Annotated in this window: 31 protein-coding genes; 20 read left to right on the plus strand and 11 right to left on the minus strand. The window is 63.1% G+C overall.

What is annotated here, in order from left to right:
• Positions 1-164 precede the first annotated feature (164 nt).
• Positions 165-1,055 (plus strand): YicC/YloC family endoribonuclease, encoded by an 891-nt coding sequence (locus tag NKJ57_RS21515; protein ID WP_023695597.1) that lies wholly within the window; start codon positions 165-167, stop codon positions 1,053-1,055.
• Between the two features lie 6 nt (positions 1,056-1,061).
• Positions 1,062-1,736 carry a guanylate kinase gene (gene gmk, locus NKJ57_RS21520; RefSeq protein WP_031193552.1) on the plus strand — a complete coding sequence of 225 codons (675 nt, stop codon included), beginning with the start codon at positions 1,062-1,064 and terminating at the stop codon, positions 1,734-1,736.
• A 33-nt stretch (positions 1,737-1,769) separates the two neighbouring features.
• On the opposite strand, the gene NKJ57_RS21525 is transcribed toward gmk, so the two are convergent.
• The 8 genes from NKJ57_RS21525 to lptF form a co-directional block, all read right to left on the minus strand.
• Positions 1,770-2,063, minus strand: a complete 294-nt coding sequence (locus NKJ57_RS21525; protein WP_023705357.1) for a type II toxin-antitoxin system RelE/ParE family toxin — start codon at positions 2,061-2,063, stop codon at positions 1,770-1,772.
• Entirely contained in the window at positions 2,060-2,365 is a 306-nt protein-coding gene (locus NKJ57_RS21530; RefSeq protein WP_023672731.1) for a type II toxin-antitoxin system RelB/DinJ family antitoxin, read from the minus strand. Before NKJ57_RS21530 ends, NKJ57_RS21525 begins: the two co-directional genes overlap by 4 nt.
• Positions 2,366-2,433: 68 nt before the next feature.
• The gene (rsmA, locus tag NKJ57_RS21535) at positions 2,434-3,270 is read right to left on the minus strand and encodes a 16S rRNA (adenine(1518)-N(6)/adenine(1519)-N(6))-dimethyltransferase RsmA (protein WP_023705356.1); all 837 of its coding nucleotides are present in this window, start codon (positions 3,268-3,270) and stop codon (positions 2,434-2,436) included.
• 38 nt (positions 3,271-3,308) lie between these two features.
• Positions 3,309-4,337 (minus strand): 4-hydroxythreonine-4-phosphate dehydrogenase PdxA, encoded by a 1,029-nt coding sequence (gene pdxA, locus NKJ57_RS21540; protein WP_031196567.1) that lies wholly within the window; start codon positions 4,335-4,337, stop codon positions 3,309-3,311.
• 12 nt (positions 4,338-4,349) lie between these two features.
• Complete coding sequence (locus tag NKJ57_RS21545) at positions 4,350-5,276, minus strand: peptidylprolyl isomerase (RefSeq protein ID WP_023705354.1); 927 nt, start codon at positions 5,274-5,276, stop codon at positions 4,350-4,352.
• Positions 5,277-5,366: 90 nt separating this feature from the next.
• The gene (locus NKJ57_RS21550) at positions 5,367-7,799 is read right to left on the minus strand and encodes an LPS-assembly protein LptD (protein ID WP_023705353.1); all 2,433 of its coding nucleotides are present in this window, start codon (positions 7,797-7,799) and stop codon (positions 5,367-5,369) included.
• Positions 7,799-8,881, minus strand: a complete 1,083-nt coding sequence (lptG, locus tag NKJ57_RS21555) for an LPS export ABC transporter permease LptG (RefSeq protein WP_023695591.1) — start codon at positions 8,879-8,881, stop codon at positions 7,799-7,801. Before lptG ends, NKJ57_RS21550 begins: the two co-directional genes overlap by 1 nt.
• Positions 8,882-8,883: 2 nt before the next feature.
• Complete coding sequence (gene lptF / locus NKJ57_RS21560; protein ID WP_023672737.1) at positions 8,884-10,083, minus strand: LPS export ABC transporter permease LptF; 1,200 nt, start codon at positions 10,081-10,083, stop codon at positions 8,884-8,886.
• A 32-nt stretch (positions 10,084-10,115) separates the two neighbouring features.
• Here lptF and NKJ57_RS21565 point away from each other — a divergent pair, with 32 nt between their 5' ends.
• From NKJ57_RS21565 to NKJ57_RS21575, 3 genes are read left to right on the plus strand one after another with little or no spacing between them, the layout of a single operon-like run.
• On the plus strand, positions 10,116-10,409 hold the full coding sequence (locus NKJ57_RS21565) for a hypothetical protein (protein WP_155921583.1): 294 nt from the start codon (positions 10,116-10,118) through the stop codon (positions 10,407-10,409).
• Between the two features lie 49 nt (positions 10,410-10,458).
• Positions 10,459-11,949 carry a leucyl aminopeptidase gene (locus NKJ57_RS21570; RefSeq protein WP_352512275.1) on the plus strand — a complete coding sequence of 497 codons (1,491 nt, stop codon included), beginning with the start codon at positions 10,459-10,461 and terminating at the stop codon, positions 11,947-11,949.
• 8 nt (positions 11,950-11,957) lie between these two features.
• On the plus strand, positions 11,958-12,407 hold the full coding sequence (locus tag NKJ57_RS21575) for a DNA polymerase III subunit chi (protein ID WP_352512273.1): 450 nt from the start codon (positions 11,958-11,960) through the stop codon (positions 12,405-12,407).
• 6 nt (positions 12,408-12,413) lie between these two features.
• Here NKJ57_RS21575 and NKJ57_RS21580 read toward each other — a convergent pair whose 3' ends face one another.
• Positions 12,414-13,010 (minus strand): T6SS immunity protein Tdi1 domain-containing protein, encoded by a 597-nt coding sequence (locus NKJ57_RS21580; protein ID WP_023693959.1) that lies wholly within the window; start codon positions 13,008-13,010, stop codon positions 12,414-12,416.
• Positions 13,011-13,211: 201 nt separating this feature from the next.
• Between NKJ57_RS21580 and NKJ57_RS21585 the strand changes: the two genes are divergently transcribed.
• Genes NKJ57_RS21585 through NKJ57_RS21620 form a run of 8 tightly spaced genes read left to right on the plus strand, consistent with a single transcriptional unit; the run spans position 13,212 to position 19,991 of the window.
• A complete protein-coding gene (locus NKJ57_RS21585) occupies positions 13,212-14,150 on the plus strand; it encodes a 3-oxoacyl-ACP synthase III family protein (protein WP_245270981.1) in 939 nt (312 codons plus the stop codon).
• Positions 14,147-15,151, plus strand: a complete 1,005-nt coding sequence (locus NKJ57_RS21590; RefSeq protein WP_027048815.1) for an NAD-dependent epimerase/dehydratase family protein — start codon at positions 14,147-14,149, stop codon at positions 15,149-15,151. Before NKJ57_RS21585 ends, NKJ57_RS21590 begins: the two co-directional genes overlap by 4 nt.
• Positions 15,148-15,972 (plus strand): MBL fold metallo-hydrolase, encoded by an 825-nt coding sequence (locus NKJ57_RS21595; RefSeq protein ID WP_027048816.1) that lies wholly within the window; start codon positions 15,148-15,150, stop codon positions 15,970-15,972. The genes NKJ57_RS21590 and NKJ57_RS21595 overlap by 4 nt, the downstream gene beginning before the upstream one ends.
• Positions 15,969-17,225, plus strand: a complete 1,257-nt coding sequence (locus NKJ57_RS21600) for a F390 synthetase-related protein (protein ID WP_027048817.1) — start codon at positions 15,969-15,971, stop codon at positions 17,223-17,225. The genes NKJ57_RS21595 and NKJ57_RS21600 overlap by 4 nt, the downstream gene beginning before the upstream one ends.
• Positions 17,222-18,355, plus strand: a complete 1,134-nt coding sequence (locus NKJ57_RS21605) for a GNAT family N-acetyltransferase (RefSeq protein WP_352512271.1) — start codon at positions 17,222-17,224, stop codon at positions 18,353-18,355. Before NKJ57_RS21600 ends, NKJ57_RS21605 begins: the two co-directional genes overlap by 4 nt.
• On the plus strand, positions 18,352-19,356 hold the full coding sequence (locus NKJ57_RS21610; RefSeq protein ID WP_023731126.1) for a Rieske 2Fe-2S domain-containing protein: 1,005 nt from the start codon (positions 18,352-18,354) through the stop codon (positions 19,354-19,356). Before NKJ57_RS21605 ends, NKJ57_RS21610 begins: the two co-directional genes overlap by 4 nt.
• A 52-nt stretch (positions 19,357-19,408) precedes the next feature.
• Positions 19,409-19,696, plus strand: a complete 288-nt coding sequence (locus NKJ57_RS21615) for a type II toxin-antitoxin system RelE/ParE family toxin (RefSeq protein ID WP_023727340.1) — start codon at positions 19,409-19,411, stop codon at positions 19,694-19,696.
• 1 nt (position 19,697) lies between these two features.
• Positions 19,698-19,991 (plus strand): addiction module antidote protein, encoded by a 294-nt coding sequence (locus NKJ57_RS21620; protein WP_023672747.1) that lies wholly within the window; start codon positions 19,698-19,700, stop codon positions 19,989-19,991.
• A gap of 58 nt (positions 19,992-20,049) precedes the next feature.
• On the opposite strand, the gene NKJ57_RS21625 is transcribed toward NKJ57_RS21620, so the two are convergent.
• Positions 20,050-21,207, minus strand: a complete 1,158-nt coding sequence (locus tag NKJ57_RS21625) for an ATP-grasp domain-containing protein (RefSeq protein WP_352512270.1) — start codon at positions 21,205-21,207, stop codon at positions 20,050-20,052.
• A gap of 182 nt (positions 21,208-21,389) precedes the next feature.
• Here NKJ57_RS21625 and NKJ57_RS21630 point away from each other — a divergent pair, with 182 nt between their 5' ends.
• The 5 genes from NKJ57_RS21630 to NKJ57_RS21650 all read left to right on the plus strand — a co-directional run bounded on the left by NKJ57_RS21630 (position 21,390) and on the right by NKJ57_RS21650 (position 24,653).
• On the plus strand, positions 21,390-22,004 hold the full coding sequence (locus NKJ57_RS21630; RefSeq protein WP_023684715.1) for a hypothetical protein: 615 nt from the start codon (positions 21,390-21,392) through the stop codon (positions 22,002-22,004).
• Positions 22,005-22,011: 7 nt separating this feature from the next.
• Complete coding sequence (locus NKJ57_RS21635; protein WP_023727338.1) at positions 22,012-22,860, plus strand: 23S rRNA (adenine(2030)-N(6))-methyltransferase RlmJ; 849 nt, start codon at positions 22,012-22,014, stop codon at positions 22,858-22,860.
• Positions 22,861-23,192: 332 nt separating this feature from the next.
• Positions 23,193-23,594, plus strand: coding sequence for a MarR family transcriptional regulator (locus tag NKJ57_RS21640; protein ID WP_352512401.1), 402 nt, complete (start codon positions 23,193-23,195; stop codon positions 23,592-23,594).
• The gene (locus NKJ57_RS21645; RefSeq protein WP_352512268.1) at positions 23,582-24,004 is read left to right on the plus strand and encodes a VOC family protein; all 423 of its coding nucleotides are present in this window, start codon (positions 23,582-23,584) and stop codon (positions 24,002-24,004) included. The genes NKJ57_RS21640 and NKJ57_RS21645 overlap by 13 nt, the downstream gene beginning before the upstream one ends.
• Before the next feature lie 202 nt (positions 24,005-24,206).
• Entirely contained in the window at positions 24,207-24,653 is a 447-nt protein-coding gene (locus tag NKJ57_RS21650; protein WP_023673457.1) for a hypothetical protein, read from the plus strand.
• Positions 24,654-24,749: 96 nt separating this feature from the next.
• On the opposite strand, the gene NKJ57_RS21655 is transcribed toward NKJ57_RS21650, so the two are convergent.
• A complete protein-coding gene (locus NKJ57_RS21655; protein WP_031253531.1) occupies positions 24,750-25,373 on the minus strand; it encodes a TetR family transcriptional regulator in 624 nt (207 codons plus the stop codon).
• Between the two features lie 62 nt (positions 25,374-25,435).
• Here NKJ57_RS21655 and NKJ57_RS21660 point away from each other — a divergent pair, with 62 nt between their 5' ends.
• Together NKJ57_RS21660 and NKJ57_RS21665 are read left to right on the plus strand one after the other, a co-directional pair.
• Positions 25,436-26,155: a DinB family protein gene (locus NKJ57_RS21660; RefSeq protein ID WP_352512267.1), complete on the plus strand. Its 720-nt coding sequence runs from the start codon at positions 25,436-25,438 to the stop codon at positions 26,153-26,155.
• A 357-nt stretch (positions 26,156-26,512) separates the two neighbouring features.
• On the plus strand, positions 26,513-26,902 hold the full coding sequence (locus NKJ57_RS21665) for a hypothetical protein (RefSeq protein ID WP_023673454.1): 390 nt from the start codon (positions 26,513-26,515) through the stop codon (positions 26,900-26,902).
• Positions 26,903-26,927 lie beyond the last annotated feature (25 nt).

Here is a 26,927-nt window from a genome sequence, read left to right on the forward strand (position 1 = left end):
CTTGCTCGGGTGCCTCTGCTTCTCGATTTCAGCCCTGCGAGATCGAAACGACAGCGGAAATCAACATCTTGCTGGTGTTGCGATTCTGACATTCGCGCCGCCCGTGATATCGAACGCATGCGCGATTTGTAGAATCGGACCATCAGGGAGACACGAGCCGCATCATGAATTTGCAGAGCATGACCGGATTTGCACGCACTGTTGCCGAACATGACGGCGCCTCGATCGCCTGGGAGGTCAAGTCGGTCAACGGCAAGAGCGTCGAGGTCAGGTTGCGGTTGCCGCAAGGTTTCGAGCGGCTCGAACCGACTGTGCGGCAGACGCTGCAGAAGCGCTTTTCGCGTGGCAATTTCCAGGCGACGCTGACCGTCGGCCGCGCCGCCGGCCAGCAGGCGCAGCCGGTGGTCAACGAAGCCTTCCTCAGGGATCTGGCGGGCTTGGCCAAGCGGCTGCAGGACCAGTTCGGTGTTGGTCCGGCAACTGCCGACGGTCTGCTTTCTCTGCGCGGCGTGCTCGATATCCCTGAAACCAGCGAAACCGAGGAGGTGCGGGCAGCACTCGACGCGTCAATCCTGTCGGCGCTGGAAACGGCGCTTACAGGTCTCGAGCAGGCACGCCAGAGCGAGGGCGAAGCGCTGCGTTCGCTGCTTTCCGGCCATATCGACGCCATTGAGGCGCTGACGCTTCAAGCCGAGGCCGACCCGTCGCGCGAACCGGCGGCGATCCGCGAGCGGATCGCCGAACAGGTGCGGCTGCTGATGGATGCGTCGGCCAATCTCGATGCCGGCCGGCTGCACATGGAAGCGGCGTTCCTGGCCACCAAGGCCGATATCCGTGAAGAGATCGATCGGCTGAAGACGCATGTGGCGTCGGGCAGAGCGCTGCTGGCAAATGGCGGCGCCATCGGCCGCAAGCTCGATTTTCTGGCGCAGGAATTCAACCGCGAATCGAATACGCTGTGTTCCAAGTCAAACGCCGCCACTGTCACCGCCATCGGGCTGGAACTCAAGGCGGTGGTCGACCAGTTTCGCGAACAGGTCCAGAATCTGGAGTAAACCCGAATGGGTGCCAAGGAGCCGATGGTTGCCAGGGATCTCGGATCCCGCATTCGCCGCCGCGGGCTGATGCTGGTCCTGTCGTCGCCGTCGGGCGCCGGCAAGTCGACGATCGCGCGCAACCTGCTGGAAAGCGACGGCAGCCTGGAATTATCGGTCTCGGTCACCACCAGGCCACGCCGCGGCTCGGAGATCGAGGGCGTCCACTATCACTTCCGCACCACGCGCGAGTTCGAGCGGCTGCGCGATTCCGACGCGTTGCTCGAATGGGCCGAGGTGCACGGCAATTGCTACGCGACGCCGCGCGAGCCGGCCGAACTGGCGCTGGCGCAGGGCCGTGACATGCTCTTCGACATCGACTGGCAAGGCGCCCAGCAGCTCAAGGAGAAGATGCGCGCCGACATCGTCTCGATCTTCATCCTGCCGCCGTCGATGAAGGAATTGAAGTCGCGCCTCAAGCGCCGCGCCGAGGACCAGGAGCACGTGATCGAGACCAGGCTGAAGAACGCCCGCAACGAGATCGAGCACTGGAAGGAATATGACTTTGTCATCGTCAACGACGATCTCGACCGCGCCTTCGCCGAAGTGCGTGGCATCGTGACGGCGGAAAGGCTGCGGCGCGACCGCCGGCCCGGGCTGTTCGATTTCGTCTCGGGGTTGCTGGACGAGAAGACGGAATAGCTCGTCCACCGCTGGCAATCTAAATTAGCCGCATCAGCTGCCTGGCAGATCGTCCGGCCAACGCTGCGCTCCGTGAAGCACGCGCAGGATTCGAATCGTGCTGTTGGTCAGCTGATAGGCCGCGACATATGGCGTGCCGACGATGACGCTCTCTCGTGTCCCTGCAAGCCCGCCGATCCGGCCGCTTTGGGGAAGGTCCCGAAGACGGTTGATTGCGGCGACGATCCGCTCATCGGTGGCGATCGCGGCCGCAGGATTGTCGGCCTCGATATGCGCGAAGATGCCGTCGCGATCTGAAAGCGCGAATGGCGACCAGACGATCTTCAAGATTTAGGTTCACCCGAACGCCGCGCCGCAGCGCGTCTCTCGGCAAAATGCGCCTCGACTTGATCATCAGGAATGTCTTGTCGGGTGTCGTCGAGCGCTTCGCGAACCTTGGCGCGAAACCATAAATCATACGCCTCGTTGTTTGTGACGAGATCGATGGGCAGCGCACCCTCGTTGGCGGTTCGGGTGAGCAATATCCGCACCGCATCCGAGACCGTCAGCCCCATGCTTTCGAGCACCGCCGAAGCTCGATCCCGGATGTCGGCGTCGATACGCGTCTGGACCAGTGCATTTGCTGGCATGGCAATCTCCTTCGACGTCAATGTAATGCGTTTGAATGACGATTGCTAGGCGGCGCTAGCGCCGCCGGTCAAACCGCGTTTGTCAGCCGCACGAATTCCTCGACGCTGAGCGTCTCCGCACGCCGGGTCGGATCGATGCCGGCGCGCGTCAGCAGTGCCTCGCCACCCAGGCTCTTCACGCTCTGCCGCAGCATTTTCCGGCGCTGGCCGAAAGCGGCTTCGGTGACGCGACCGAGTTTTTTCACGTCGGTTGACAAAGGGCTGGCGCGCGGCACCAGATGCACCACCGAGGACGTTACCTTGGGTGGCGGCGTGAACGCTTGCGGCGGCACGTCGAAGGCGATCCTCGCCTCGGTCCGCCAGCCCGCCAGCACGCCGAGCCGGCCATAAGCATCGCTGCCGGCACCGGCGACAATGCGCTCGGCCACCTCGCGCTGGAACATCAGCGTCATCGATTGATAGAAGGGTGGCCAGTCCGCCACGGTCAGCCAACGGATCAACAGCTCGGTGCCGATATTGTAGGGCAGGTTGGCGGCAATCCTCACCGGGCCGTCTTGTGACGCGGTCTTGGCAAGAGCGGCAAAATCCGTCTTCAGCGCATCGCCGCTGATCACCTCGAGCCGGCCCGGATAGTGGTTGGAGACCTCGGCCAAGGCCGCAAGGCAGCGTTCGTCGCGCTCGATGGCGACGACGCGGCCGGCACCGGCAGCGAGCAGCGCCCTGGTCAGCCCGCCGGGGCCGGGGCCGACCTCGATCACCGTGCTGTCGCTGAGGTCGCCGGCGACCCGCGCGATCTTGCCGGTCAAATTGAGGTCGAGCAGGAAATTCTGGCCAAGCGCCTTCTTTGCCTGCAGTCCATGGCGCTCGATCACCTCGCGCAGCGGCGGCAGCCCGTCAATGCTCATGAATTTTGGGCTCATGATTTGGGCTCATGATTTTTGGCTCATGCAGCTGCGGGCTTTGCGCCGGTATCGGCCAGCCGGCGGGCCAGCTTCAGCGCCGCGATCAGGCTGTCGGGACGTGCGATGCCCTTGCCGGCGATGTCGAAGGCTGTGCCGTGATCGGGCGAGGTGCGGATGAACGGCAGGCCAAGCGTGACGTTGACGGCCTCGTCGAAGGCCAGCGCCTTGGCCGGGATCAACGCCTGGTCATGGTACATGCAGACCGCCACGTCGTAGCCGGCGCGGGCGCGCGCATGAAACATCGTATCGGCCGGCAGCGGCCCGAAGGCATCGATGCCTTGCGCCCGCAACATGTCGACCGCAGGACGAATGATGCGCTCGTCCTCTGTCCCCATGGCGCCGCTTTCGCCGGCATGCGGATTGAGGCCGGCAAGCGCGAGCCTCGGCCTGGCGATGCCGAAACGGCGTGCAAGATCGCCGGCGGTGATGCGCGCGATGGCAACGATCAGCTCCGTCGTCAGCGTCTTCGGCACCTCGGCCAGCGCGATGTGGATGGTGACAGGAACGGTGCGCAATTCGGGGCCGGCGATCAGCATCACCGGCGTCACCGTGCCGCCGGTGTGGAGCGAGGCCAGATGCGCCAGATATTCGGTGTGACCGGGAAAGCCGAAGCCGGCATCGTAAAGCGGCTTCTTCGCGATCGGACAGGTGACGACCGCGGCCGCGTGACCGGCAAGGCAGTCGGCGACGGCGCGATCGATGGCCTCGATGATGCCGGCGGCATTGGCCGGGTCGGGCCGGCCGGGATCGTCGGTGAAGTGGGCCGCCAGCGGCACCACGGGCAAGGCGTGTTGAAAGACACCAGCTGCTTGGGCCGGCACCGTCTCGGCGATTGCCACCGCCGCGCCGAGCCGGCGCGCCCGCGCGGCAATCAGCGCCGGATCGGCGAGAAGATAGAAGGGCGCGGCACCGGAACCGCGGGCGCTCTGCCACGCGGCAATGGCGATTTCCGGACCGACGCCGGATGGATCGCCGACGCTCAGCGCCAGCGGAAGCTCTGTCTCACGCACGGCTGGGCCGGTTCAGCGCGTAACGATCTTGGCTTTCGCCTTCAGCTCTTCGACATATTTGGCCGAGAGCTCGTCGGCGTTCTTGTCGCTGCCTTCGCTCTGGAACACCATCTGGGCCGCCTTGTCGTCGGAAACCTCGCGCGACGAGCAGATGCCGATGAATTCAATGCCACGATCGGTCTCGCGCACGGCCGTGGCGCCGCCCAGCTTGGTGGCCTTGATCTGCTCGGCCCAGTCCGGCGGCAGTTGCGGCGCCAGCAATCGGGGGAGGTCGCGAACGGTGACGTCGATCAGGCCCTTGGCGAATTCACGCGTGGTGTTGCAGCCATTGAAGCGGGCTCGCATGGCTTCGGCCTCGCGCTTGCGTTTGGCGAGTGTGGCACTGCGCTCGGCCTTCGGCACCACGAAGATCACCTGCTGCAGCATGTACTCGGTGGCGCTTGGCTTGGCGCCGCCTTTTTCGAGCATGCGCTTGACCAGATCCTGTTCGCTCACCTCCCCGCCGCCGCCGCCGTAGCGTGCGCTCAGCGCCTGGTTCCACGCCATCTGGGAGCGGATGAATTCCTTGAAATGCTCCTTGGTCACGCCGGACTGCGCCATGACACCGTCGAGCTGCTTGAGCTGCATCTTGTTGCTCGAGGCAAAGCGCTGATAGGCAGCCTCTACCTGGGCGTCGGAGATGCGGATGCCGAGACGCCTGGCCTCCGCCATACGCAGCGTCTGGTCGATCATTTCCTGACCCGCGTCACCCTTCTTGCGCTGCAGTTTCAGGAAGGCAGCCCGGTGCGCGATGTCGCCGGTGGTGATCGGCATGTTGTTGACGACATACTTGATTTCACTGGCGAAGGCCGGCGGTACCATCGTGGTGACAGAGACCGAGGTCGCCGCGAACAGGAGCGCGAATCCTGCCGAAAACAGGTATTTCCTCATCGAAAGCATCCCATTCTAGCCCGGTTTTGGCCGATTCCAGCCCGATATTGGCGAAATCCGTGCCCGCTTTATGCGGCAAAACGATGTCGTCAGCCGGCTCTACTGGATGGAGTCGATCGAGCTTTGGGACGAGCCGAAATCGCCGAGCGTGCGGAACGACAGGTTGAAGCCGACATTCTGCGACACTTCCTTGGTGTTGATGTCGCGTGATTCCGAGTACGTCATCAGGTAGGTGAAGCAGGAATCATTGTAGGCAAAGCCGACGCCGTCCTTGACCAGCACGCTTTGTTGCAGGTCGTAGGTGCCGGTGCCGAAGACGCGCCAGTTTTCGGCCAGGTGTGTCGAGGCGCCGAGCGTGACTTCGTGGCGGTCGGTGGTGAAACCATAGAGCGGCTGCGCCTGGATGAAGGCGTATTTGGCGCTCAGCGAAACCGGCAGCCCGGAATAGGCGGCCTTCACCTCGGCACGGCGAACTTCGAAGGTCTGCTCGTCGAAGCGGCCGCTGAGCGAACCGGAGAAGCCGCTCGGGCTGCTGAAGCCGACAAGGCCGACATAGTCGGAGGTCGAAGTCTCCAAGCCGGAATCGGCGCCCGCATTGACCAGATCCGGTGAATCGAACGAGTTGCGCCCGCCCAACTGGTAGGATTGGCCGAAGATCGCGTTGGTGCCCCAGCCACTGTCGTAGGCGCCGGAATAGCGGAACCCGACATTGGCGCGGCTGCCGCCTTCGACGCGGTCGTAGCCGGAGAACTTGTCGCGCTCGAACAGGGTCGTGGCGTCGAAGACGAAGCTCTGTGCATCCTCGTTGGGAACGGCGAGCCCGCCGACATACTGCTCATTCGGGCGCATGAAGACCTGCGCCATCGGCTCGACGATATGGCTGGAGCCGGTCATCGAGAACAGCACCGGCCAGCGCATTTCAAGTCCGGCGGTCGCCATGTACCGGGCGAAGGAAGACCGCATGTCGTCGGCGGCACCGACATTCGTTGCCATCTGGTTTACCGCAGTCAGCGAAGCCGAAGAAGCGTTGAGATAGTCGACGTCGCCCTGCAGAGCCAGAAGGGGCGTCAACTGCAATCCGCCGTCCGTGGTGAAGGTACGCTTCCATTCGGCCTCGGCGGTGAGGCGACCGGATTCGCCCTCGATGCCGCGCACGCGCTGGACGCCTGAGCCCGGCACATAGGGGGTAAAATAGGCCTGATCGAGATCGTCGCGGCGGATGATGCGCGCATTGACGTTGAACGACAGCTGGCCGCCGGCCACCGACATGTCGGGGATGTAGGCATAGTCGAGCGACGGCAACACCCAGGGCTGCTTGTCGCTGCGCGATGCGACGTTGCCGTCCGGTGTGTTCTCCTGAACCTGGAAGCGCATGGCGCGCACATCGAAATAATTGCGGTCGTTTAGGCCGGTCAGGTAGACCGACGATTGATGCACGGCGTCGTTGTAGCCTTCGATCGTATAGGTACGCGAAAAATTCTTGTCGGTCTGAAGCAGGATATCCCAGCCGAAGTCCCAGCGCGGATTGATGGCGAACTGGCCCTTGGTGCCCATCATGCCGCGGAACTTGTTCGGATCGCCTGCTGGCCCCGAATTGACATTGTAGCCGCCGGGGAAAGCCGCGAAATCACGGAAAGCGCCAGGGTCCTGCTGGTTGATTCCGGCAAGCTTCAGCGTGTATTGGCCATTGTTGAAGCGCTGGCGCCACTCGGCCTCGCCGAGGAAACCCTGCTTGGTGTAGCCGCTGCCGGTAACGGTGAGGTCGTAGGTCGGCGACAAAGCGAAGTAGTAGGGGACTTTGACGCCGACGCCGAGACGATTGTTGTAGCCGATGCTGGGGATCAGGAAGCCGCTTTTGCGCTTGACCGTCGGGTCGGCGATCTCGAACGCCGGCAGATAAGCCAGCGGGAAACCGAAGAATTCGAAATTCGCGTTCTCGAAGCGAACCGTTTTCTTTTCGCCGTTCCAGATGATCTTCCTGGCTTTGATCCGCCAGGTCGGCGCCTTGTCCGGCTTGTCTTCGCAAGGCTCGCAGGCCGTATAGACGCCGTTGTGGAACGTTGTCAGCACGCCGCCCATGCGCTCGGCGCTTTCGGCGGCGAAATAGGCTTTTTCGGGCGTTTCGACGCGCAGCGCATTGACGAAACCGTCAGCGAAATCGTCGGTAATATCGATATGCTGCGAGTTGATCTTGGTGCCGTCGCTGTTGACGATCTCGACATTGCCGCTGGCAACCAGCCGCTTGGTGTTTCGATCATAGACGACGCGCTGGGCGACGAGCTTGTTGCCGCCATAGTCGATCTGGACGCCGCCGATGGCGGTGACCGTCTGGTTGTCGTTGTTATAGACGAGCGTGTCGGCCGCCAGCAGCATCTGGGAGCCGGAGGGAACCTTCGTTGCCACGTCGGTAACGTCCTGCGCCAGCGCAGGGCCCGTCAGCACGCCGCAGGCGAGCAGGCATGCCAAGGCGCTCGCCGAATAGAGGCGCGCCAAACCGGCCTGCCTATGGCTGCGCAAAGCCGCCTCCCTCACTAGCCGTCTTCCTTGTATAGCAGGAATGTCACCCCAAAGAACATAGCCACGACAACCGGAACCCATGCAGCCACGGCTGTGGGCACGAATCCCGCAACGCCGAATGCCTTGACCAATACCGAAACGACATAAAGCAGAAAGCCGGCGAGGACGCCACCCAGAATCATCGTTGCCGACTGCCCCATCCTCGCAAATCGCATTGAAACTGTTGCCGCAATCAGCGTCATGGCCACAAGCAGGAACGGTAACGCCACCAGCGAATCGAACTGCATGGCGAAGGCATTTGCCTTGAGGCCGAAGGAGCGGGCAACCTCAATCTTGCCGGGAAGGTCGTAAAACGGGATGGTTTCGGGGCGCGCCAGCCGTTCCTGCACGAATTCCGGCTTGAGGTTGGTCGGCAACTGGTCGGTCGTTTCGGAACGGATGTTGCCGTCCTTGAACACCTTGACGTCCTGCAATTCCCAGTAGCCGTCGCGCAGAAAGGCCCGGGCGGCGTCCTTGCGCTCGACGATATTGCCCTGCGGATCGAGGACGAAGAACACGGTGTCGGCCATTTCCAGGCCCTGGTTCAGGATGGCGCGGGCGCCGATGATGGTATCGCCGGAGTTGGTTTTCTGGCGGATCCACGGCGTGGCATCGGCCGCCACCGCGTTCGAATTGCCGGATCGCAGCTGGTTTTCCATCTGCTCCGACCATGAGAAGCCATGCGCGGCGATCGGATTGAGCACGCCGACCGACAATATGCCGAATAACAGCGCACCGATGCAGCAGGGCAACAGAAACTGCCAGGCCGACACTCCGGCCGAGCGCGCAATCACCAGCTCGTATTTTCGGTTGAGCGAGACCAGCGTCGCCATCGCCGAGAACAGGCCGACGAACGGCACCGTCTGCAGCATGATCATCGGCATCCTCAGCGCCGAGATGGCGACCGCCGTGCCGTAGGTGAAGCCCGGCAGGCCGGTGATGCGGCCAGACAGCTCGGTGAAGTCGATCAGGAACACCAGCGCCAGAAGGCCGATGAAGAACCAGATCGTGATCGACACGTAGCGAAAGAAGAAGTAGCGGCCCAGGGTCCAGCCCATCGTCAGGCTCCCTGGCCGGATGTGTAGCGCCGATTGAGGCGCAGCTTGAGCGCCGTCCAGCCATCGCTGACGCGGCCGGCGAAATTCGTCATCCAGTCGGCCCAGCTGCCGGGCAGTTCCATGCTTCGCGAGGTGACGATGAACCAGATGGCGACCGCCGAGGCGATGACCGGCACGCCATAGACCATATAGGCGTATTGCGGGATCTTGTCGGCCTTGCCGGCGGCAAAGAAGCCCAGCCAGCGCACGAACAGCGCAATGGCGATGGCTGTGATCAGCGGGTGGATGCGCGCCTCGCGGTGTGAGCGCGCATCGCCTGCCACGGCCAGCGCGATCAGCGCGAACACCAGCGAATAGGACCATTCGGAAAAGCGCTGGTCGAGCTCGGCCTTGTAGGCGCCGGGCCTGCGCTGGAAGATCTTGTCGTTCGGATCCGGGTTGAGCAGGTATTGCGTCGTTCGGTCCTTGGGCAGGAGCATGATATCGTTCGCCGCCGACATGAAGGCGGAAAGGTCGAAGGCGTAGGACGTGAAGCGAATGACCGACAGGTCGCCGGTCAGCGTCTTGCGATGAATGACGCCGTCATTCATCATCAGCACCTTCTCGTCACCCTTTTCGACGACGCTGCCGCTCTTGGCATAATAGATCAGATTGGCGCCTTCCTCGCGCGAATCGGCCACGAAGATGCCGCCGAGCCGGTTGTCCGGCAGCCGCTCGCCGATCTGCAGGAACAGCCCGTCGTCGATCTTGCGGAACGTGCCTTCCTGGATGATCAGCGACAAGAGATCGGCGCGCGAGGATGCTATCAGCTGGCGGTTCTTCTGCCTGGCATAGGGTTCGACGCCATTGTCGACCGCGAAGGAAAAGACGCTGGCCGCCAGCGCGATCAGCAGGACCGGCCGCACAATCGTCCAGCGCGAGGCGCCGGCGGCGTTGATGACGGCCAATTCCGAATCGGAGTTCATGACGCTGAGCGTCTGGGCCACCGCCACCACCAGGGCGAATGGCACCACGATCGGGATGATGGTGGGGATGATGAGGCCCGCGACCTCGAAAAAAGTGAGCGCCGATTGGCCACTGTCGGTGACCAGGTCGATGCGGGCAAGCACCTGCGTCGTCCAGACAATGGCCAGCGTCCAGATCAGCGCAGCGAGAAACACCGCCAGTGCGCGACGCATGATGTAGCGTTCAACGACCTTCATGTAAGGCTTTTCTCGATTTGCCGAACGGCATCATGCCCGCCGACAAGGTAGTCGTCCGGCTGCGGCTGTACAACTGGGTGCGTTTGGCCATTTCTTTCAGGCGGTTCGATCCGATTCTCCGTCCCACATCGCCCGTTCCGCAGGCCGGAGTGTCGGCGGCAATGAATAAGAAAGGGAGAACATCAATGGTTAACAAAAGGTTGCGGCAGGAAAGCGGAGCCGTGCCGCGACGAATCGTTATCGATTCCGCTGCGCATATGAGCCCTGATTCCGGCAAAGTCTTGCCAAATCAAGGAAAACGACCAAATGTCGCGCATCTTCCCTGAGAATGCATTTTTCCTGAAAATCTGAGCCGTTTCCCGAAAGCAGGACCTGATGACTTTGAGACCATTGATCGCCTTCGCCAAATTTGCCGCACCCAAAAAGGGCAGCATCATCGTGCTGGCGGCCGACGATGGTGGTCTTGGCGAACCGGCAAAGGCCTGCGACCCCTCAGGAACGCTGGCGCGGGCGTTTCCGGTGGCGGAGTTTTCCGGAAAATTCGCCGGTGTCGTCGAAGTGCTGGCGCCGCAGGGAACATCGCTCGACCGACTGGTGGCGGTCGGCGCCGGCAAGGTCGCCGGCCTCGATGACTTTGCCTGGCTGAAGCTTGGCGGCACCATCGCCGCGTCCCTGCGCAAGGCAGCGGAGGTGGCCGTCATCCTCGATGTGCCGGGCGCAAAGATTGGCGGCAGGCAAGCGGCGAACCTTGCCGCCGGCATCATTCTTCGCAGCTACTCCTTCGACAAATACAAGACCAGGAAAGACAAGGTCGATGCCGAGCCGAAGAAACCGGTCAAGGTGACCATCCACACCGCCGATCCTGCCGCGGCGAAAAAGGCCTTCGCCGACGAGGTTGCGGTCATCGACGGCGTGCTTCTGGCGCGCGACCTTGTCAACGAACCGGCCAATACGCTCGGCCCGATCGAATTCGCCGCCCGCGCCAAGGAACTGGAAGCGCTCGGCGTCGAGGTCGAGATCCTCACCGAGAAGGAAATGAAGAAGCTCGGCATGGGCTCGCTCCTCGGTGTCGCGCAGGGTTCGCCGCGCGGCGCCCGGATGGCTGTCATGCAATGGAAGGGCGGCAAGGCCAAGGACGCACCGGTCGCCTTCGTCGGCAAGGGCGTCACCTTCGACACCGGCGGCAATTCTATGAAGCCGGCCTCCGGCATGGAAGACATGAAGGGCGACATGGGCGGTGCCGCGGCCGTCATCGGGCTCATCCAGGCGCTGGCCGCGCGAAAGGCCAAGGCCAATGTCGTCGGCATCGTCGGGCTGGTGGAAAATGCCGTCGACGGCCATGCCCAGCGCCCCGGCGACATCGTCACCTCGATGTCGGGTCAGACCATCGAGGTGCTCAACACCGATGCCGAAGGACGCCTCGTTCTGGCCGACGCGCTGTGGTATTGCAACGACCGCTTCCAGCCGAAATTCATGGTCAATCTGGCGACGCTGACCGGCGCCATCATGGTCGCGCTCGGCCAGCATTATGCCGGCCTGTTCTCCAACAATGACGAACTTTCGGACAGGTTGACGGCGGCCGGCCAGGCGAGTCAGGAGCGGCTGTGGCGCATGCCGCTTGGGCCCGAATACGACAAGCTGATCGATTCCAAGAACGCCGACATGAAGAACATCGGCGGCCGCTATGGCGGCGCCATCATCGCCGCGCAGTTCCTGCAGCGCTTCGTCAAGGAAACGCCGTGGGCGCATCTCGACATCGCCGGCACCGCGATGGGCTCTCCGCCGAGCGAGATCAACCAGTCCTGGGGCTCGGGTTTCGGCGTCAGGCTGCTCGACCGGCTGGTGCGCGACAATTACGAGGGATAAGGCAGGGAATGGCCGATGTCCTGTTCTACCACCTGACCGAATCGACGCTGGAGGATGCGCTTCCCGGCCTGCTCGAGCGCAGCGTCGATCGCGGCTGGCGCGCCGTGGTGCAGACAGGGACCGAGGAGCGGCGCGATGCGCTCGACCTGCATCTGTGGACATTCAGGGACGATTCGTTCCTCGCGCACGCGACCGACCGTGAAGCCCATCCGGCCGAACAGCCAATCCTGCTCACCACGAGCGACGCCAACCCCAACCAGGCGCAGATACGCTTCCTCGTCGATGGCGCCGCACCCGCCGATCTCGCCGGCTACGAACGCGCCGTGTTACTGTTCGACGGCCATGACGCGGCCCAGGTCGAAGGGGCGCGGACGCATTGGAAGGTGTTGAAAGAAGCGGGCCACGCTGTCACCTACTGGCAGCAGACGCCCGACCGTCGCTGGGAGCGCAAGGCGTAAGTCGCGTTATCGGTCGCTGATCGTAACCTTGTTTATCTTCGCGCCCTGCGGGAGATCTTTCACCTGCCGATGGATTTGGCCGGCGATATGCACCTTCACAACGAAAAACGTCGTTTCCATCTCTCGCAGACTCATTTCGCCGCCAAGCACCGGCGGCTTCTTGAAATCATAGCATTGGCCGGCTGCCGGAATCAGTCGGTTCTTTCGGGCGGCAACGACAAGGCCCGCCAGCAGCAACTCGTCGCGGCGCGCTTCATTCTGCAAGTCGGCCTGAAATTCCGCCCAATGACCCGCAATTCTGGTCAATTTCCCGTCGAGCATATCGAGATGACGAACCGACCCGTCGCCGGCACGGAAAAATATGTCGCCGAAAGCTGACACCGCAGCTGGTTCAAGGCCATCCAGTCCGATCCACTTCCAGCCGTCCAACGCTTCCGCGACTTCGTTCGCAGGTGGTTCGATAAAGAGGAACTGATAGTCATGGGGCCATTCGGCTCTGATCAAGCCCCCTGTATTGGCTCTGTTGGCCTCGGCTTTTCCTTCCTGTCTGGCGTCGGACGCGCCAAAAATTGAAGAAATAAAGCGGAAAAAAGATCTGGCCATAATCGCCCCCGTACGGGTCTTTATACTTGCGAGAGATTCTAGCCGCAATCCACTGAAGGCTCCATAGTTCCCACGCATTCGTCTTGATGATGGCCATCACATTGGATCCGTTTTATGGATTGACTGGATGCAGGCTCATTGGGCGGGCTGAGAATGCGGATCAGGATCATCGGAACCGGGCGGGCCGTGCCGGCTCGATGCGTGACGTCGCGCGCCCTCGATGCGCGGCTGGGGTTTGGCGATGGACATTTCGAGGCCGCGACCGGCATCATCGAACGCTATGTCTGCGAGGCCGAATCGCAGGTCGACCTTGCTTGTGCCGCAGCCCGTCTGGCGCTTGCCGATGCCGAACTTGAGGCAGGCAGTGTCGATCTGGTCATCGGCGGTTGCGGCGTGCCTTACCAGCCGTTGCCGTCGACGGCGCCGCTGGTCATGCAGCGCCTCGGCCTTGCCGATGGGTCGGCGGCCGCCTTCGACGTCAACAGCACCTGCCTCGGCTTCCTCACAGCCTTCGAGACCGCGTCGCGCCTGATCGAGGCCGGGCAATGCCGGACGGCGCTGGTGTTCTCGTCTGAAATCGCCTCGCGCGCCCTGCCGTGGCAGGACCAGCCGGAAATTGCGGCCCTCTTCGGCGATGGCGCGGCGGCCGCCGTGCTGCAACAGGCCCCAAGCGAGGGTCGGGTCGCGGCCAACCTGATGCGCACCTACCCTTCCGCCTATGAGGCCTGCAGCATCGGCTCCGGTGGCACCCGGTTCGACTTTCATCGTGAGCCTGAGGAATTCGCCCGCCACAGCCTGTTCCACATGGAGGGTAAGGAACTGTTTCGCGTCACGTCACGCCATTTCAACGGCTTTGTAGCGGAGTTGCTCGATCGCGCCGGCTGGCGGCACGACGATGTCGACCTCGTCGTGCCGCATCAGGCGAGCCCTTTGGCGCTCGCCCACATGGCGCGCCAGACCGGCTTCGCCAGGGAAAAGCTGGTCGACATCGCGGCGCGCTACGGCAATCAGATCGCCGCTTCCATCCCCTTTGCGCTCGACGTCGCGCGCCGCGAACAACGCATTGTGCCCGGCGCCAAAGTGCTGTTCCTCGGCACCTCGGCCGGCGTGTCGTTCGGCGGCATGGCGCTGGAAGCATGACCGTGGGACGCGTCCTCGTCACCGGCGCCAGCGGCTTCCTCGGCGCGCATGTCATGGCGCGGCTGGCTGCACTGGGTACACCGGCGCTGGGTCTTGGCAGGGACGCCAAACGCTGCGCGGCGCTCGAAGCCGCTGGTCATCGGGTCGTTCGGCTCGATTTGTCTCAACCGTTCGATGCAGCTGCCGCGCGCGCTCTCTACGGAGTCGATGCGATCATCCACTGCGCGGCACTTTCCGCGCCCTTCGGCAGGTTGGCGGATTTCCAGACGGCAAATGTCACAGCTACCCGCAACCTCAGCGATTTCGCGCGCGGGCAAGGCGTGCGCCGCTTCGTCCATATCTCCAGCCCGACGGTCTGTTTCGCCTATCGCGACCAGCTCGGAGTTTCCGAGAATGCGGCCTTGCCCCCTCCGGTCAATCACTATGCCCGCACCAAGCGGCAGGCCGAGGAGATCGTGCTGGCGGCGCCTGAGATCAGCCCGGTGGTGCTGCGGCCGCGCGGCCTCTACGGTCCCGGCGATCGCACGCTGCTGCCGCGTCTGCTGCAGGTGGCACGGCAGCGCCCGCTGCCGCTGTTTCGCGACGGCAAGGCGCGCATCGATCTCACTTATATAGAGGATGTCGTCGATGCGGTGCTTGCCGCGCTGTCCGCCGGGAGGGCTGCCGAGGGACAGATATTCAACATCTCCGGCGGCGAAGTGGTGCCGGTCCGCCGCATTGCCGAGGCGGCCTGCGCCCGCGCCGGCGTGCAGCCGCGCTGGCGCAGAATGCCGCTCTGGCCCGCCATGCTGACGGCCGGGATAGCGGAGGCGGTAGCGAATATATTGCCCGGCCGCCCGGAACCGCCGGTGACGCGCTACGGTCTTGGCCTGTTCGCCTATGCGCAGAGCCTCGATCTTTCCAAGGCAGGCCGCATCCTCGGCTGGGCGCCGAAAGTGTCGTTCGAGGAAGGGCTCGATCGCACATTCGGCAAGGCGATGGAAAGCAGGAGGGCAGCGTGAAGATCGTCTTCGCCAACAGCGCCTCTGTCAGCGCAGCCGAGCGCCTGATCCTGCGCGGCGGCAGCTGGGCGAAGGTCAGGCTACGTGTCCGCTACGGCCTGATCATGCATCCGCGAGCCGGCCCCGTCCTGATCGATACCGGCTACACGCCGCATGTGACACAAGGCAGTGGGCGCAGCACGGCGCTGCGTCTTTACAGTGCGATCCTCCGGCCCCAGCTCAACGAAGCCGAGCAGCCGCTCGCGGTACTGGCGCGCTTCGGCCTCTCGCCGCAGGACGTGCGCACCGTCATTGTCACGCATTTCCATGCCGACCACATGTCGGGCCTGTCGCTGTTTCCCAACGCTCGGCTTATCGCCAATGACACCGCCTGGGCGCGGGCGAAGGCCAAGACTTCCCAGCAGAATCTGCGCCATGGCGTCTTCAAGGAACTGTTCCCGTCTGACTTCGAGGCCCGACTCGACGGGCTGTCGTCGAAGCGGCGGATCGAACCTCGCGGCGGCGTGCCAGGCGGCGCCGATCTGTTCGGCGACGGCAGCGTCGTCGCAGTCGATCTGCCCGGCCATGCCGATGGCCAGTTCGGCCTTTTGTTCCCCAATCTGGAGCGGCCGCTGCTCTACGCCGTCGATGCGCAATGGCTGATCAGAGCATTGGTGGAAAACCGAACTCCCGGTCTGCCTGCAACCCTGCTGGCCGAGGATGCCGCCGCGATCGAGCCGACCAGCGTAATGTTGCGTCGGTTTCTGGCGACCGGCGGCGAGGTTGTTCTTTGTCATGATCCGGCGGTGACGGCCTACGATGTGGCCGGAGAGAGCGCGTGAACGGGCCGGCCGAAGCGATCCGTTCGTTTGCGCTGACGCAATGGGTTTCGCGCAAAAGCCGCGAGAGTTTCGAGCGCTGGCAGGCGCAAGCCTTGCGCCGCTTTCTCGACCGCGACCTGCCGCGCGCGCCGTTCTACGGCAAGGCGCCGCGTCTTCTCGGCGACCTGCCGGTGACCGACAAGGCGACGGTGATGGGCAATTTCGAGCGCTTCAACATTCATGGCGTCTCGGCCGCCGAGGCCTGGAAGGCGCAGGCCGGCGATAGCCGCATTGGCGAGCTGACTGTCGGCTCCAGCACCGGCACGTCGGGCAATCGTGGCCTGTTCGTCATTTCCGAGGCGGAAAAATACCGCTGGCTGGGCACCATCCTGGCCAAGGCCGTGCCCGATCTGCTCTGGCGCCGGCAGCGCGTTGCGGTGATCCTGCCGCAAAACACCGGGCTCTACGATAGCGCGCGCAAATCGCGGCGTATCGACCTGCGCTTCTTCGATCTGACGCGCGGTCCGGAGAGCTGGCGCGGCGCTCTCGAAGATTTCGCGCCGACGGTGATCATCGCGCCACCGAAGATACTGCGGCACTTCGCGGCCGAGGGCTTTCGGCTCAAGCCGCAGCGTGTCTTCAGCGCCGCCGAAACGCTCGACCCGGTTGACCGGCCGGTCATCGAGGCATTCTTTGGTGGTCAGGTCGACCAGATCTACATGGCGACCGAAGGGCTGTTCGCCGTCACCTGCCGCCAGGGCGGGCTGCATCTGGCCGAGGATTCGGTGTTCTTCGAGTTCGAACCGGCCGGCGACGGCTTGGTCATGCCGCTGATCACCGCCTTTCGCCGCCGGACCCAGATCATGGCGCGCTACCGCATGAACGACTTGCTGCGGCTGTCCGAAAAGCCATGCCGCTGCGGCTCGCCGCTGCGCACGCTGGACGAGATCGTCGGCCGCATGGACGACGCTTTCCGGCTCTCCTCGCCGCACGGGCAGCTCCTCGTCACGCCCGACATACTACGCAATGCGGTGCTCAAGGCCGACCGGCGCATCGACGATTTCCGCCTGGTCCAGACCGCTGAAGATGCAATCGAACTCAGCCTGGCCCCCGGGCTTGCCGACGAAGCCGCCACCGCCGCCCATCAGTCCGTGCGCAATTTGCTGGCGGCGCGCCAGGCGACAGCTTCGGTCAGCCTTGTTCGCAGGGACCTGCCGTTGGAGACCGGCCGCAAACTGCGTCGGGTCGAATGCCACCTGGGAGCGGCATCATGAACCGGCCCGCTATGTTGCCACTCGATCAGACGAACCGGGTAGAAAACAACCCGCGTGAGGTCGAAGCCTTCGTTCAGCTTTTCAACGAGGTGCCGGTGCGCGACCTCGTGCGCAATCTGACAGTGGCTGTCGAAACCTTCGAGATCGCCGGCCGCTCCTTTCCGCTGACGCTGAACGACAGAAGCGAAGCGCCGAACTGCTACATCTGCTGCCCGTCCAGCGCCTATATCGACTATGCCATCGACGAGACCCGCAATTTCGTCTCCTCGCCCTTGCTGCAAACAACGATGCGGATGCTGATCGGCCTGTGCGCGCCGCTGGTCAGGATGAGCGGCCTCGACCATCAGGTTCAGGTCAACAACTGGCTCTATTCGACCAATCCGGTGCCGCTGCTCGATCGCAACGCGGTCGCTGCGATCCGCGACGATCTCACGGCGCGTTTTCCCGATCGCGCTGTTCTCATCCGCTCCCTGAACGAGATCGCCGATCCCTCGACAATCGCAGCGCTGAAGGCGGAGGGTTTTCGAATGCTGGCGGCGCGGCAAATCTACATCTTCGCCGGCCGCGGTTCGGCCATGACCAACGACATGAAGCGCGACCGCAAGCGGCTGCGCACGACACCGTTCGAGCGGGTCGGCAATGGCGACTTCACCGAGGCCGACTATGCGCGCGCCGAAGCGCTCTACCGGATGCTCTATCTCGACAAATACACGCCGCTCAACCCGCACTACACCGCCCGCTATATCGGCGAGACGCACCGTCGCGGCATCCTGCAACTGGCAGGCCTGCGTCGTCCCGGCGGTGAACTGGTCGCCGTCGCCGCTTTGTCTCAGAACGGCAGGACACTGACGCAGCCCATCGTCGGCTACGACACCGGCCTCCCGGTGAGCGAAGGCCTTTACCGCATGATGATGGCGCTGGCTCAGGATCATGCGATGGCGCACGGCCTGTTCTTCAACATGAGCGCCGGTGCCGCCGCCTTCAAACGCTTGCGCGGCGCCGTGGCGACGGTGGAATACAACGCCGTCTATGCTGCCCATCTGCCGCGCCGCCAGCGCGCGGCAGTGCGTATCATGGAATTTGTGCTCGCGAAGATCGGCATTCCCCTGCTCAGGAGATTTGAACTTTGAGCGACACCCGGCAGCAGAAAGACAAAGACTATTGGCAGGCGGTGATGCGGTCTGCCGACATCAAAGCCAAGCCGAAGCGCATCCTGTTCGACGGCGCGCCACTGGTGCTGTTCCGCTCGGCGAAAGGCATTGCCGCCCTCTTCGACCGCTGCGCTCACCGCCTGGTCGAACTCTCGACCGGCAAGGTCGTCGGTGGCGAGATCGAATGTCCCTATCATGGCTGGCGCTACAATGGGGAAGGGCGCTGCACCGCCATTCCCGGCCATGTCGGCGACGTCCCGCATTACCGTATCCGCCGCTACAGCGCGATCGAGCGCGACGGCGTCGTCTTCGTCTCGGCAGGCACGCCTGAGGGCGAGCCCTATCTCCATTGCATGCAAGGCAAGGATGTCGTCGTGAAGCGGGTGCGAAGCTCGGCGCGATCGACGGTGCTCGACGCCGCCGAGAACATTCTCGACGCCACTCACACCCACTTCACCCACAAGGGTGTGCTGCGCGGCCTGACCGCAAAGCGCCATCTCGTGCGCGTCGAGGTGACCGGCGGCAAGGGCTGGGTCGAAAGCTGCTACACCGGCGAGGACCGCCAACAGGGGCTGGTCAGCCGGCTGCTGGAAGGCGAGCGCGCCAGGACCATCGGCCGCTACCGCCATCCCGGCATCGTCGAACTCGAATATTGGGGCAAGGGCGGCTTGGCGCTGGCGACCACTTTCCATTTGCGTCAGGCGGACGAACGGACCGTCGAAGGCGTCGGCTGGCTGATCGGCCCGCGACAGGGCCTGTTCGGCGAACTCAAGGCGCTTGCTTTCCGGCCGCTCTTTGCCTTTGCCCTGCAGCAGGATCGCCGTGTGCTGAAATCGGCCAGCGACAACGCCCGTATATCGCCGCAGGTTCAGCCGGCGATCGGCCCGCTGGATTTCCTGCGCCGCGACATAGCAGCGATCATCGACGGCAAGATGCCACCGGCGGCGGCAGAGCCGCGGGTGCACCAAATCGAGCTGTAATCTAAAGTTCACGGCACTTGATTCCAGTTCTGCTGTAAATTATAGTTCACGGATGATCGAAGTTCGATCCACTGACGAATTCCGAAAATGGCTCAGAGGGCTCACGGACATTCGCGCCGTAAAGAAGATCACCCAACGGATTGTCCGCGTTCAGGCTGGGCTGGCGGGAGACGCCAAGTTCTTCGATGGCATAGGAGAATTGCGCGTAGATTACGGTCCGGGATACCGCGTGTACTTCGTCCGGCGCGGCAACACGGTCATTATCCTGCTCTGCGGCGGTGACAAAGGCTCGCAGGACAGGGACATCGGAAAAGCCAGGAAAATGGCAAAGGAAGTTTGATATGACCCTCAGAACCACACCATTCGACGCCGCCGAATATCTTGATGATGCTGAGTCTCAAGCCGAACTGCTCGCTGATGCGTTCGAGACCGGGGACGCGACTTATATTGCGCACGCCCTCGGCATTGTCGCGCGCGCCCGCGGCATGACAAGCATAGCGAAGGACGCCGGCGTGACCCGAGAGGCACTCTACAAGGCGCTGAGCGAAAAGGGCGATCCGCGCCTCAGTACATTGCTGGGCGTAACCAAGGCGCTTGGCCTGCAATTGTCCGCAAAGCCAGTTAATCCCGTTTAGGCAACCTTAGCAGGACTTACGCACTCAGCTGAAAACGGGAAGTTCCGCTTCAACTCGACTAGTCCTGCTCCGGCCCATTCCACTCGATATCGCGCGTCGACGCAGCCTGAAGGCTGATGCGCTGGCGCAGTGCTGTGCCGGCGATCTCGGCCAGCGTGCGCCACTGCGCCCGCTTCGGCGCGGGGTCGCCCGGCCAGTCGAGCAGCTCATCGGCATCGTGCATCGCCTGGCGAAAGCTGCCGAGACCACCGGAGCGCAGTGCCGCCGGCATCCCGTAGATCCACATCGCAAGCCTCACCGTCTGCGGCGCCGTCACGTCGGGCTTCACCTCGGCGCCATCCTCCAGGACCGCGTCGGCGAAGCGCCGCGGATCGCGAAAGAAGTGCAGTCCGCTCACGGCGCGCGGATTGCACTCCAGTGGCAGCACCGTGCCGTTATTCTCGCGCATCAGGTCGAAGGAGATCTGGCCGGTCCAGCCGGCGCCGGCGACGAAGGTTTCGACGAAGCGCCGGGCAGCCGCATCCCCGACTGGCTCGAAACAGATGCCGGCGCCCTTGCCGGCGCGATAGAGCGAACTGTAGAGCGCCAGCGCTTTGAGTTCACCCTCGACCGCCACCGCATAGGCGCTGATCTCTTCACCTGCGATGTAGCGCTGCGCCACCCAAGGAGCGGCGGGCGAGGGGCGGACGGCGTCGAGTTCGTCCGGCGATGGCCGCAGCAGTACGTCACGGGCAAAACGTGACCACACAGGTTTGAACACCAATTCGCGCGATTGGCCACGAACGCCGTCGAGATCGGCCTCGCTTTGCAGCAGTATCGTTTCCGGCACGTCGAGCCCAAGGCTCTGCGCCAGCCGGATGAAGGCATGCTTGTCGTGAACGCGGGCGAGCATCGCCATCTCGGGTGCGAAGAGGCGGGCCGGCATGGCGCGGTGCTGCCAGAGACGACCGAGATAAAAGACTTCCTCGCAGGTCGGGATAACGAGTTCGATGCCTTCCGCGCGGACAAGCGCTTCCACCGCCTTGGCATAGGCGTCGGCGGCAAAGCGCGGCGGCGGCAGGCGATTGTAGGCGGCGCAGGCCGTGCTCGCTGCGGCGATCGGCCGGGCCGGGCTGTCGGCCAGGATCACCCGGCAACCGGCGCCATGCAGCAGCCGCGCCAAGTGCAGCGCCACCGGCGCGCGGGCACCGGTGATCAGCACGGTGCTATTGGGCATGAGCCACCGGCATCGGTTGGAAAAGACGAGTCAATGCTTCTGCGGAAGGCTTCATTCGCCATAAGTGCCACATGGCTTGCGTGCCGCCAACGGACTCCACAAAGGTGGCTCCGCTGCGTCAGCCATCGCTTTTTGGCCTTCAGGGCGTTATTGGCAATCTGTCGAACACCCGGATCTCCTCAATGCGCTTTCTGTTTGTCCTGATACTGCTTGCCGGCGCCGCCATTGGCTTCGTGTATCCCTGGGCCATGAGCAATTTCTCCGGCCACGAGATCGGCACCTGGCGCGTCTACGACCAGGGACGGTTTAGGCCTGTGACGGTGACGCTGAAAGCTGGCGACGCGCCGGTCAGAGTGCTGGTCGACCTGACGGCAAAGGCCGAGCGCATTGTCTCGCAGCAGCGCACCGTGCTGACGCTGACTGCCGCCACAGCCGGGCGCACGGTGCTTGCCTCGACGCTGCAATTCAACCACGCCGACAATCCGCGCCAGGTCAGCCCGCAACTGCCCGACAAGATCTTTCGCGACGAGGCCGGCGTGATCGAAACCGTCAGTCCCGGCGCCTATCTCTTCACCGCCGGCCCGGGCGACGCCGACGATATCCCGATACGCGCAGTGGATCTGATACTGCGCTCCGGCGCCGGTGAGATCGATCAACGCGCACGGCCGGTTGGCTATGGGCTGATGGCCGTCGGCCTGATCGGCTTCCTGCTTACTCTGGCTTTCGGCGGTCGCCGGCCGGAGAACCCGAACTCGAAGCCGCCACCGCCGCGTTGGGGCAGAGGCTCCTCGACATGAGCGCGGCATGAACTACCGTCACGCCTATCACGCCGGCAATTTCGCCGATGTCGTCAAGCATGTCGTGCTCAGCCTTCTGCTCGACTATCTGAAGCAGAAGGACAAGGCGTTCCGTGTCGTCGACACTCATGCCGGCATTGGCCGCTACGATCTTTCGTCGGCGGAAGCGCAAAAGACCGGCGAATGGCAAGGCGGCATCGGCCGCCTCATCAACGCCCCGATCGAAAAATCGGCGGCTGCGCTGCTTGCCCCCTATCTTGAAGCGGTGCGTTCGCTCAATCCCGATGGCGGGGTGAAGAAATATCCGGGCTCGCCATTGATCGCCAGGCACCTCATGCGAAAGCAGGACCGGTTGTCGGCGATCGAACTGCACGGCGCAGATGCCGCCAGGCTGAAGACGCTGTTTGCCGGCGATTTCCAGACAAGGGTGATCGAACTCGACGGCTGGCTGGCGCTTGGCGCGCATCTGCCGCCAAAGGAAAAGCGCGGCCTGGTGCTGATCGATCCGCCGTTCGAGGAAGCCGGCGAATTCGACCGCCTGGTCGACGGCATGCAGAAAGCGCACAGGCGCTGGCCGGGTGGCATCTACGCGCTGTGGTATCCGATCAAGGACCGCAAAGCGATCATCGCCTTCCGCAAGGCGCTCAAGCAATCCGGCGTCCCAAAATTGCTCGACATCGAGTTCGAGATCCGGCCGGCATCGCGTGAACCAAGCCTCGACGGCAGCGGCATGGTGGTGGTCAACCCGCCCTTCACGCTGGAGCGCGAACTGCGCATCGTGCTGCCGGTCCTGCACAGATTGCTGGCGGTCGAAAAGCCGGCGCACTGGTCGCTGGAATGGCTGGCCGGGGAGTAGCGACGCTTCGCAGCGGGCGACGCCCGCGGCAAAGACACAAAGTCGCTAGAGGTTTTGACGGTGGCGCCATCCGCGAATGCTCAGCTGTGTTCAACGAACCGAAACCATGGAGATGCACATCTAATCGGCTTGGCGTTGACGCTAATCCCAGAATCAGATAGATAGATGTCTAATTATTAGATTTCGAATCGAAGCCAAGATCGACAAAAAAGGAACTGGTCAACGCGATAGGCTTCGCGATGTCGCGCTGGCAGGATGCCGTTGAAACGTTCGATGGGACCGTTGCCGAAATCTATGTGCTGAGCGCTGCCGAGCGCCGCTGTCTCGGCGCGATCAGTCACGGCCCGCGGCCGGCAAACGTCGTAGCGAGGGAGACAAATCTCACGCCGGCGGCGGTTACGACGTTGATTGACCGGCTGGAAAAGCGCGGCTTCGTCAGCCGCCAGGCGCAAGGTCATGGTCGCGGCGGGCAAGAAGACCGAGGAACTCGTCCGGCGCTGCTACCATCCGATCCCCGAGGCGGGCGACGCATTGCTGGAGAAATACTCGGTGGCCGAGATGCAGGTTTTGCTCGGCTTCATCGAAGAGGTCGAAGCGATGCACAATGCGCAGACCGAGAGGCTGCGCGGCAAAGCAAAACCGGTGCCTTGAGAGAAGGCATCGGAGGATGGTCCGGCGCAACGCCGGTCCGGTTTCAACTGTGTACTGTCAAGGAGACCCTATGCCCCGTATGATCTTCGTCAACTTGCCCGTCGCCGACCTCGCTGCGTCGATGGCCTTCTACAAAGCTCTCGGTTTCGACAACAACCCGCACTTCACCGACGACACCGCAGCCTGCATGGTGCTGAGCGAAACGATGAACGTCATGCTGCTCACCCATGCCAAATGGCGTCAGTTCACCGATCGCCCCATCCCACCGGCCACCTCGAGCGAGGTCATGCTTGCCGTGTCCTGCGACAGCCGCGCGGCGGTCGATGCGATGAACGAGGCGGCGGCTAAAAATGGCGGCGCCGCCGACATCAACGCCCAGCAGGATTATGGCTTCATGTACAATCGCAGCCTGGCCGATCCTGACGGCCACGTCTGGGAAGCGATGTGGATGGACCCGGCCGCCATACCGCAGGGCGACGCCAAGCAAGGCTGAACCGGGTTTCGGCGGCCCGCCGGCCATGGGCAGGCCGCTTTTCCTAATGGGCAAGGCGAGCTTTTTCAAAGGTCAGGACGTGGTTTCGCAGCTTCGCACCGGAAAAACCGGTTGCGGAGCGGGAAACCATCGGCAGCGCGACCGCTTGACCGCGCGCCGCCGAATCCGCAAAGTGGGCGCAGTCGACCTTTGAGAGGCTGCCATGACTCGCTTTGCCAAATCCGCTCTTGCTGCCCTGATTTCGCTTTGCACGCCGCTGGCCGCACCCCTCGGCCAGCCAGCACAGGCCGCCGACCTTTCCGTCTATTCCGACGAGGACAGCGGCGTTTGCGGCGAGGCTTGGGTGCTAAGCAAGATCTCCAGCCGCTTCTCCTACCAGGTGCATCACGTGCCGCATCTGCCGGATGTTTCGATCACAGATTTCCAGCGCATCCACCAGCATCGCTATCTCCCGGCCAGCGAAGAATGGCCGATCGGCCGCCGCTATTGCGGCGCCACCGTCAGCCTTTCCGATGGCCGCGCCCGCACCATCTGGTACTTGATCGAGGAAGGCCAGGGTTTTGCCTCGATCGGCGACAATGTCGAATTCTGCGTCTCGGGCTTCGACCGCTGGATGGTCTACAACGGCCGCTGCCGCGTCCTGCGCTAAGGTCGGATAAGAACCGCCGTTGAACCTGCCATCTCCCGCAAGGGGGAGATCTGATGTCGCTCCGGTTTCGCCAATCTCCGAACTGCTGCCGCTGCCTCACACCGCCTTCCCACCAGACACGTAAGCGCAGATCAGCTCGACCAACTGCTTCTGCAGCTCCGGCGCGTCGAGCGTGTCTCGCCGCGCGGCATTGTGGATGACGCCCTCGACCGCCGAGGACAGCACACGGGCCACGGCCTCATTGTCCTTTCTGCGCCTGCGATATTGCGCCACCGCCGTCGTGTAGTGATCGAGATAGCGCGATTGGAACGAGGCATGGGCGGCGCGTGAGCCGCGATCGCCCGGCGCCTCGTCGAGCAGCACCTGATGCAGCGTCGGATGGATGCTGTGCGCATCGATCATGCCGCGCACCAGCTCCTGCGCGAATCGTTTGATCGGCTTGTCGCCTTCTGTTGATTCGGCGATCACCGACAGCACCTGATCGAAATGTCGCCGGCGAATTGCTTCGACCAGCGACAGCTTGTCGGGAAAATATTGATAGAGCGAGCCGATGCTGACGCCGGCCGCATCGGCCACCTTGTTGGTGGTGAAGCCGGCCCAGCCGAGCGCGCTTAGAACATGAGCACCGGCTTCGATGATCGCCTCGACCGTCGCTCTCGAACGCGCCTGGCGCGGCTGCTTGCGCATGCGTGAGCGCGGCTTTGCAATGCGAGTAGACATGTCTGCTCCAGCAGCCAAGAATATAGATAATATACTCACATTTTTTGCAAAGGATACAAACCATGGACGCGCTGGATTTGCTCCGCAGCCTCTTCGTTTATCAAGCCTGGGCGAATGGTGAATTGCTGCAGAAGCTTGCGGGCCTCGACCAGCAGGAGCATGTCGATCAGCGCCACACGGCGACCCGTCTCATCAACCACAACCTTGTCGTATCGAAGATATTCGCCGCGCATCTTTCCGGCACGCGTCATGGCTATGCGTCCGAATTGAGCGCTGGTGTCGCTGCGATGGATCGTTGGTATCTCGACCATATCGAAGCCGTCTCGCCAAAGCTCATGTCAGAGCCTGTGCCTTTCACCTTCACCGACGGCGACAGGGCGATGATGTCACGCCAGGAAATGCTGACACATGTCGTCACGCATGGCGGCTATCACCGCGGCGAGATCGGGCGGATCCTGATGCAGATCGGCATTGCGCCGCCGTGGGATACGTTTGCCGCCCACCTCCACCACGCCGAGCCTTCGCGCCGGCCAGGTGCGCGAGCGGGTTGGCGCTTAGGGGCCTGCACCCCTTGGCTTCCAAGGGATCGCGGCTTCCTGGGAAGGAGGATTCCCCGATCTTCGTTTCCCATTTCCGTTAGGCATCTCTTGCGCCGAAGCTGGCGATCTCCCTTCTCGTCTGGGAAACGTCCGACACAACAGGCTGTCCCTTCAAGTGCTGTCTTTCCTGGCTTCCATCCAACCACTTTCGATATACGAGTAAAAAGCTCGCGTTTAGTTTAGTGCTGTTCCTGCAACCGTGGGGATGAAGCAAGATCAGCCTCTGCGGTGCGATGATTGTTGCCATCCGATAGGCCGCCGATGACCGCGTGAGATCGACGGCGTTGCAAGAGAATGTGAGCTTGACGAGAAGATCGTGTGAGTCGCGATATCAGAGATTTCTCTCGCAATAGTTCGCTGCGAAGCGGGAAGATTCTTTGCCGATTTCTGTGCCGATCATTGCGACCATGCTCTCAGCGTAACCGAAACTTAATCTGCAAAATTCTATGTAATGCTTCGCTGGCTAGATACGCACGAGTCAGATATGCATTAGCTCGCCGGGTCACTCACGGCCATCGGCACAAACGCAAGGGGCATCGCATGGCAAAGACCACGACGAAGGCGCCGGCGGCGAAAGCGCCGGCAAAGAAAGCGGCACCGAAAGCAGCCGCGAAACCTGCAGCAGTAAAGAAGGCAGCACCGAAGGCAGCGGCAAAGCCGGCTGCCAAGGCAGCGGCAAAGCCGGCAGCTAAGGCAGTAGCAAAACCCGCCGCCAAGGCAGCAGCGAAACCCGCCGCCAAGAAGCCGGCCGCCAAGGCTGTGGCGAAGCCTGCTGCGAAGGCAGCAGCCAAGCCCGCCGCCAAGAAGCCGGCAGCCAAGGCAGCGGCAAAACCCGCCGCCAAGGCTCCGATGAAGGCCGCCGCCGCCAAGTCGACGGCCGCTGTGAAGAAGGCTGCACCGGCCAAAAAGCCAGCCGCCAAGAAGAAGTAACAGCGGTCCATCTCAAAGCTCCCGG

The organism is Mesorhizobium sp. M0077 (assembly GCF_040322955.1).
GTDB lineage: Bacteria > Pseudomonadota > Alphaproteobacteria > Rhizobiales > Rhizobiaceae > Mesorhizobium.